General features: G+C 37.4%; 3 protein-coding genes. 1 reads left to right on the top strand and 2 read right to left on the bottom strand.

The annotated features are described in order from the left end of the window. Positions 1–50: 50 nt before the first annotated feature. Positions 51–1139: a site-specific integrase gene (locus tag Q0K76_RS04695; RefSeq protein ID WP_294612165.1), complete on the bottom strand. Its 1089-nt coding sequence runs from the start codon at positions 1137–1139 to the stop codon at positions 51–53. A 415-nt stretch (positions 1140–1554) separates the two neighbouring features. On the opposite strand from Q0K76_RS04695, the gene mutS reads away from it, so the two are divergent. Further along, positions 1555–4113: a DNA mismatch repair protein MutS gene (mutS, locus tag Q0K76_RS04690; protein WP_294612162.1), complete on the top strand. Its 2559-nt coding sequence runs from the start codon at positions 1555–1557 to the stop codon at positions 4111–4113. Between the two features lie 188 nt (positions 4114–4301). Here the strand turns inward: mutS and dld are convergent, their stop codons facing one another. Then, positions 4302–5999 (bottom strand): D-lactate dehydrogenase, encoded by a 1698-nt coding sequence (gene dld / locus Q0K76_RS04685; RefSeq protein ID WP_294612159.1) that lies wholly within the window; start codon positions 5997–5999, stop codon positions 4302–4304. Between the last annotated feature and the right edge of the window lie 246 nt (positions 6000–6245).

The following is a 6245-nucleotide window of genomic DNA, read 5'->3' as shown; positions in this document are numbered from 1 at the left end:
ATTAATAATCGACGGCGTAATATTATAAAGAGGTGAATACTGACTCATCATCAATTCTTTCTATTAGTTTTATGCAAACCATCTAAATAATCGCACCATTTTTCCAACCATTCCCTGCATTCATCGTCATAACGATATAAATCATATGTTCCTTCAATCCCTTTTCGTGAGTGCCCAAGTATCGCTTCTGCTATCTCATTAGAACAACGTAATCGAGATAATCCAGTACGAACAGTACGCCGTAAATCATGCGGTGTCCAGTGTGGAATATTTAACATTTCGTTATTTCGACGCAAAAGCCAAGTATATTCAGTTAACTTTTTTTGATCTAATGCCTTACCTGTATAATTTGATGTAAATAGATAATCAGTTGAACTTTTTTCTTTAATGCATTTTAATAAATTTATTGCTTTTTTTGTTAATTGAACGTAGCGTTCTGTCTCAGTTTTTGTTAATTTTATGTGAAAAGTGCTTTTCTCAAAATTAATATCCTCCCACTTGGCATTGCACCATTCCCCAGTTCTACATCCAGTATATAAAGTTAGTAAAAGTATATGTTTAGCTTTTTCTGGTAACTTACAAATAGGTAGCCATTTTAAAAATTGCTTAAGTTCTAATTCAGATAATACTCTACTACCACGTTTTGAGGTCAACTTAAATTTAGCCTTCTGTAAACTATTTTTCGCAAGAATAACAGGATTGTCAAAATTATTAGCAATTTTACCTGTTCCTAATGCATACTCATACGCAGCATTAAGTTCTCTTAGTACATTACCTGCTTGAACTTTTGCACCTCTTTCACAAATACCTTTAATAAGATCAATAATATTTTGCCTTGTCACATCAGTTGCGGGTTGATTACCTAAAATTTGTACAGGATCCGCATATAATGTTCTTCTAACTTCATTTTGACCTTTAGGCTTTCTTGCACCTTTTATTACTTTACCATCTTTAGTTTGGTGATCTTGAATATATTCAGTTAGATATAAATCAATCATTTCCTTAATAGCAAAATTAGATTTATTTTCTTGGGCTTTTTTAAGTTGTAGCTCTTTAATTTTTTGTTGTTCTCGTAGTTCTCTAGGGCATTGTCCACTTTCTCTAATTTTTAATTCTAAACGAGCTTCAGCTAATTGCATTTATGGAAAATAACCAATAGTCATTATGACCAATTAAGCATCAGTGCTTCGGTATCTATATATAAACCGTGTTTTACCTTTTTTTGAACACTCAACTCTTAAACCACGATTTTCATCACAATCGGATTATACTTTACCATTCGGCTTTAGTTTTACTATAGCTTGATGAGATAACGCTTTTTGATTGCCACTTGCCATAAAATAGCTTTCTGCTATGAACTAATATTCAGTTATAATAAATGGATAATGACTATTATTTTATAACTAAATTACAACACATTACTCATAATAGTTATACTTTTAGTTATACTAATGATTAAGAATCAGTGATATTTTATGAGTCTAAGTGATACTAGGTGAGACTAATAAAAATAACTAATACATTGAAATATAAACAACAATAAAAAATAAAGCTATGATTAATGAAGAAAATTTAACCGACCACACACCAATGATGCGGCAATACCTGAAGTTAAAAGCTGAGAATCCGGATATTTTGTTATTTTATCGGATGGGTGATTTTTATGAGATGTTTTATGATGATGCTAAACGCGGCTCTCAGCTACTAGACATTTCATTAACCAAACGCGGGGCATCTAATGGCGAACCTATCCCAATGGCTGGCGTGCCTTATCATGCAGTCGAAACCTATTTAGCCAAATTAATTTCACTAGGTGAATCAGTCGCAATTTGTGAGCAAATTGGCGATCCAGCCACGAGTAAAGGGCCGGTAGAACGGAAAATAGTCCGCATTGTCACTCCTGGGACGGTGAGTGATGAATTACTGTTAGAGGATCGTAAAGACAATTTATTAGCAGCCATTTGGCAAGCTAAAAACCACTATGGTTATGCGACTTTGGATATTAGTTCGGGTCGATTTTTTGTTTTTGAATGTGATACCGTTGAAGAAATTCAAGCAGAATTACAACGAACCAATCCGGTTGAATTGCTCTACCCAGAAGACTTTCAAACTATGCAGCTGATTGAAAATCGACAAGGATTACGCCGCCGTCCTGCATGGGAATTTGATTTAGAAACCGCCAAGCAACAACTTAACTTACAATTTGCCACTCAAGATTTAATTGGTTTCGGTGTTGCAAATTGCCAATATGCACTTTGTGCTGCCGGCTGTTTATTACAATATGTCAAAGATACACAACGCACTGCTTTACCTCATATTCGCTCGATTATTAAAGAATCATCTTATGACTTTGTGGTACTCGATGCTGCCACTCGTCGCAATTTAGAGATCACCGAAAACCTATCCGGTGGTACTCAAAATACGGTAGCGGAAATATTGGATAAAACCCAAACCCCAATGGGTAGCCGTATGTTAAAACGTTGGCTGCATTCGCCAATTCGTAATCTCACGACCTTACAAAATCGTCAAGATGCCATTAGCGAATTACATCAGTATATTACTGATGTTCAACCATTATTAAAGCAAATTGGCGATGTAGAACGCATTTTAGCTAGATTAGCGTTACATAGTGCTCGCCCGCGCGATTTTGCACGTTTGCGTGATGCTTATAATTTATTACCACAACTGCAACAGTGGTTAACTCACTTTACTACACCTTACCTAACCAGTTTGAGCACTAAAATTAATCAATTTGATCATATTGCTGAACTGCTTAATAGTGCTATTGTTGAAACACCGCCAGTTATTATCCGTGATGGTGGGGTAATTGCCACAGGCTATAATGCCGAATTAGATGAACTACGTAGCTTGGCCGACGGCGCAACTAGTTACCTCGAACAACTAGAAATTAGGGAACGCGAAACGTTAGGTATCGACACATTAAAAGTTGGATTTAATGCGGTGCACGGTTACTATATTCAAATCAGTCGTGGTCAAAGCCACTTAGCACCAATCCATTATACGCGTCGCCAAACCCTCAAAAATGTTGAACGCTATATTATTCCTGAACTTAAAGAGTATGAAGATAAAGTCCTTACTGCAAAAGGTCGAGCCTTAGCCTTAGAAAAACAACTTTATGAGCAATTATTCGATCAGTTATTACCGGATCTTGCCGCCATGCAAACCAGTGCTGAGGCAATAGCTGAATTGGATGTACTAACTAATTTGGCTGAACGAGCTTTAACGCTTAACTACCAACGCCCAACGTTAACCACCAAAGCTGGCATTGAAATTCAGGGCGGCCGTCATATTGTTATTGAACAAGTGTTAGCCACGCCTTTTATTGCTAATTCGTTACGCTTATCACCTGATCGGCGCATGCTAATTATTACCGGCCCTAACATGGGGGGTAAAAGTACCTATATGCGCCAAACCGCCTTAATTGTATTACTGGCTTATATTGGTAGTTTTGTACCAGCAGCTAAAGCAGTAATTGGCCCGGTGGATCGCATTTTTACTCGGATAGGAGCGTCTGATGATTTAGCTTCCGGCCGTTCCACCTTTATGGTCGAAATGACGGAAACCGCCAATATTATGCACAACGCCACCGCACAAAGTTTAGTATTAATGGATGAAGTTGGTCGTGGCACCTCAACCTATGACGGACTGTCACTCGCTTGGGCTTGTGCTGAAAACTTAGCTAATGAAATCAAAGCGATGACACTTTTTGCCACTCACTACTTTGAACTTACCCAACTACCGGAACATATGCAAGGTGTCTACAATATTCACTTTGATGCGATTGAGCATGATAATACTGTAGCGTTTATTCATGAAGTGGCCGAAGGCGCTGCCAGTAAAAGCTACGGCATTGCCGTTGCTGGGCTTGCCGGAGTACCTAAAACGATTTTGAAACGTGCTAAACAAAAGCTAAAGGAATTAGAAGTTATATCTAAACAAGCTGCCAATAGTCATGTTGATACTTCTCAGCTGTCATTTGTCACTGAACCTGAACCTTCTGAGGTAGAACAAGCTTTAAGGCAGATAGATCCAGATTCACTAACAGCCAAACAAGCTTTAGACATGCTATATCAACTTAAAAAATTACTATAATGATTTGATGTGGTATTATCCCGCAACAACTAGCGCGGATAATACCACTTACATTTAATTTTTATACTAAAACGTATAGCACTCCTGAAACATCTTTACAAAAATTAACATTAGTTATCCATGTTATACTTAATCTTAAGCCATCTAATAGGATCAAATTACAAAGTGGCCCAAATAACGCCATACCATTAATGCCAGAATTTTTTCTTAGATGTTTTACCAATTCCCGGATTAAAGCTATTGGTTGGATCAAGTTGATGGTAAAAGTTTTTCAAGTCGTCATTGGCATGGTATAAATGCCCAACATTATGCTCCGCTGGATACTGTGCTCCACGTTGATCCAAGATTTTTAACATTTCTTCTTCAACTTTGGCACAATCGGTACCTTTTTTAGCAATATAATCTTGATGAAATACCGAACAGAAAAAATGACCGTAATATAATTTATGAATAAAGTGTTGACTGATGCTATCAGGTAAGGTTTCGAACCATTGTTTGTCATTACGCCTTAAGGCAATATCCAAAGCAACTAAATCTTCCACCGTTTTACGGTGCACACTACGGTAAACTGTTGCCGCACCTGCAGTTGCAAAGCGGTGTAACATGGCAGCTTCAGCTTCTTTATCATTACAGCAAAAATAGCTACCTTTTTTATTTTGAAAATACTCTTTTAAAAAAGCGGCTGCTTCGGCAATACCATTATCAGCCATTTTTAAAATTAAATGGTGTTCATAACGATCGCGATAATCACGAATAGATTTAGGTAAATGTTTCGGCAAAATTTTACATACCGTTACCGCAAAGCGATCAGAAAAATTATTTGGGAAAAACGGAATTTTGCTGGCAATACGGTCAACCACGCCTTTAAAGGCATATAACCGAGGGATAACATCAGTACCTAATTTTTGAATAGCCAGAAAAATATGTTTACCATACACTGCTGCAATATCAAAGGCATCACGATGGATATATTCGCCAGAAACAGGCAAATTATCAAACTGACCTAAAATATGACGACGAATATCATCAAGTTCACTGGTATCATTGGTACCAATGTAAAATACCGCTGTATCTTCTTCTAGGGGAAAGGTGTCCAAGCGCACGGCAAATACCATTAACCTACCGGCACTACCTGATGCTTCATAATGTAGTTCGGGATCAGCATTAAAGCGTGCTGGTGTGTCGGCGTCAATTTTTCGCACATGATCGCGATAGTTGTGATCATGTCCTAACCCAGCATCACGTTTAATATCTATGTCAGTATAAGTATGATTTTGTAAATTATTTAAAATCGTTTCAGGATCATCGCCAAGCTCTATTCCCAAGTGATTAACTAAATGTAACTCACCCTTTTCATCCAACTGTGCAAAAACTGCCATTTGAGTATAAGCCGGACCATGCTGAATTAAAGCGCCACCTGAGTTATTACAAATACCACCCATGACCGATGCCCCAATACATGACGAACCGATCACCGAATGTGGACCTCGTTGATATTTTTTTAATTCCTTTTCTAACCTAAATAAAGTACTACCCGGTAAGCAAACCACCTGTTCACCATTTTCAATCACCTGAACGCCATCTAAACGGCGAGTACTCACAATCACAATTGGACGATCATAATCGTTGCCATCGGGTGTTGAACCACCGGTTAATCCGGTATTAGCTGACTGCGTAATCACAATCACATCAGCTTCAACACAGGCTTTTAAAACTTGCCATTGCTCAACTAATGTGCCTGGCAAAACCACCGCTAATGCATCCCCTTCACCAAAACGAACGCCCTTACGATAAAGCAGCGTTTGGGATGGTTTGGTTAGTGTATATTTATCACCCACAATCACTTTGAGTTTTTCGATAAGAACTGCTGGTGTATTGGTACTCATATTAAGTTCCTTATATAGGTAAAAAGGTCAAATTGGATTGATTTTGACTATTTATTAACCAATACATCTTAACCAAAAGACAATTAATATGCTATCTAATTTTTATAACGTAACCCTGTTGATTAAGGTTAATAGCAAACTTCTATCCAGTTATAATTGTGCTAATTTTTCAAATGGGGGAAAGTAGAATCTTTAGGCAGATAATTATAAAAAAGTCAGACAAAACTAAGTAATATCTGACTTAAA

This window comes from uncultured Gilliamella sp. (genome assembly GCA_945271295.1).
Classification (GTDB): Bacteria; Pseudomonadota; Gammaproteobacteria; order Enterobacterales; family Orbaceae; genus Gilliamella.
Note: the sequence above shows the minus strand (reverse complement) of the source record. Positions and strands in the feature narration are given on the sequence as shown.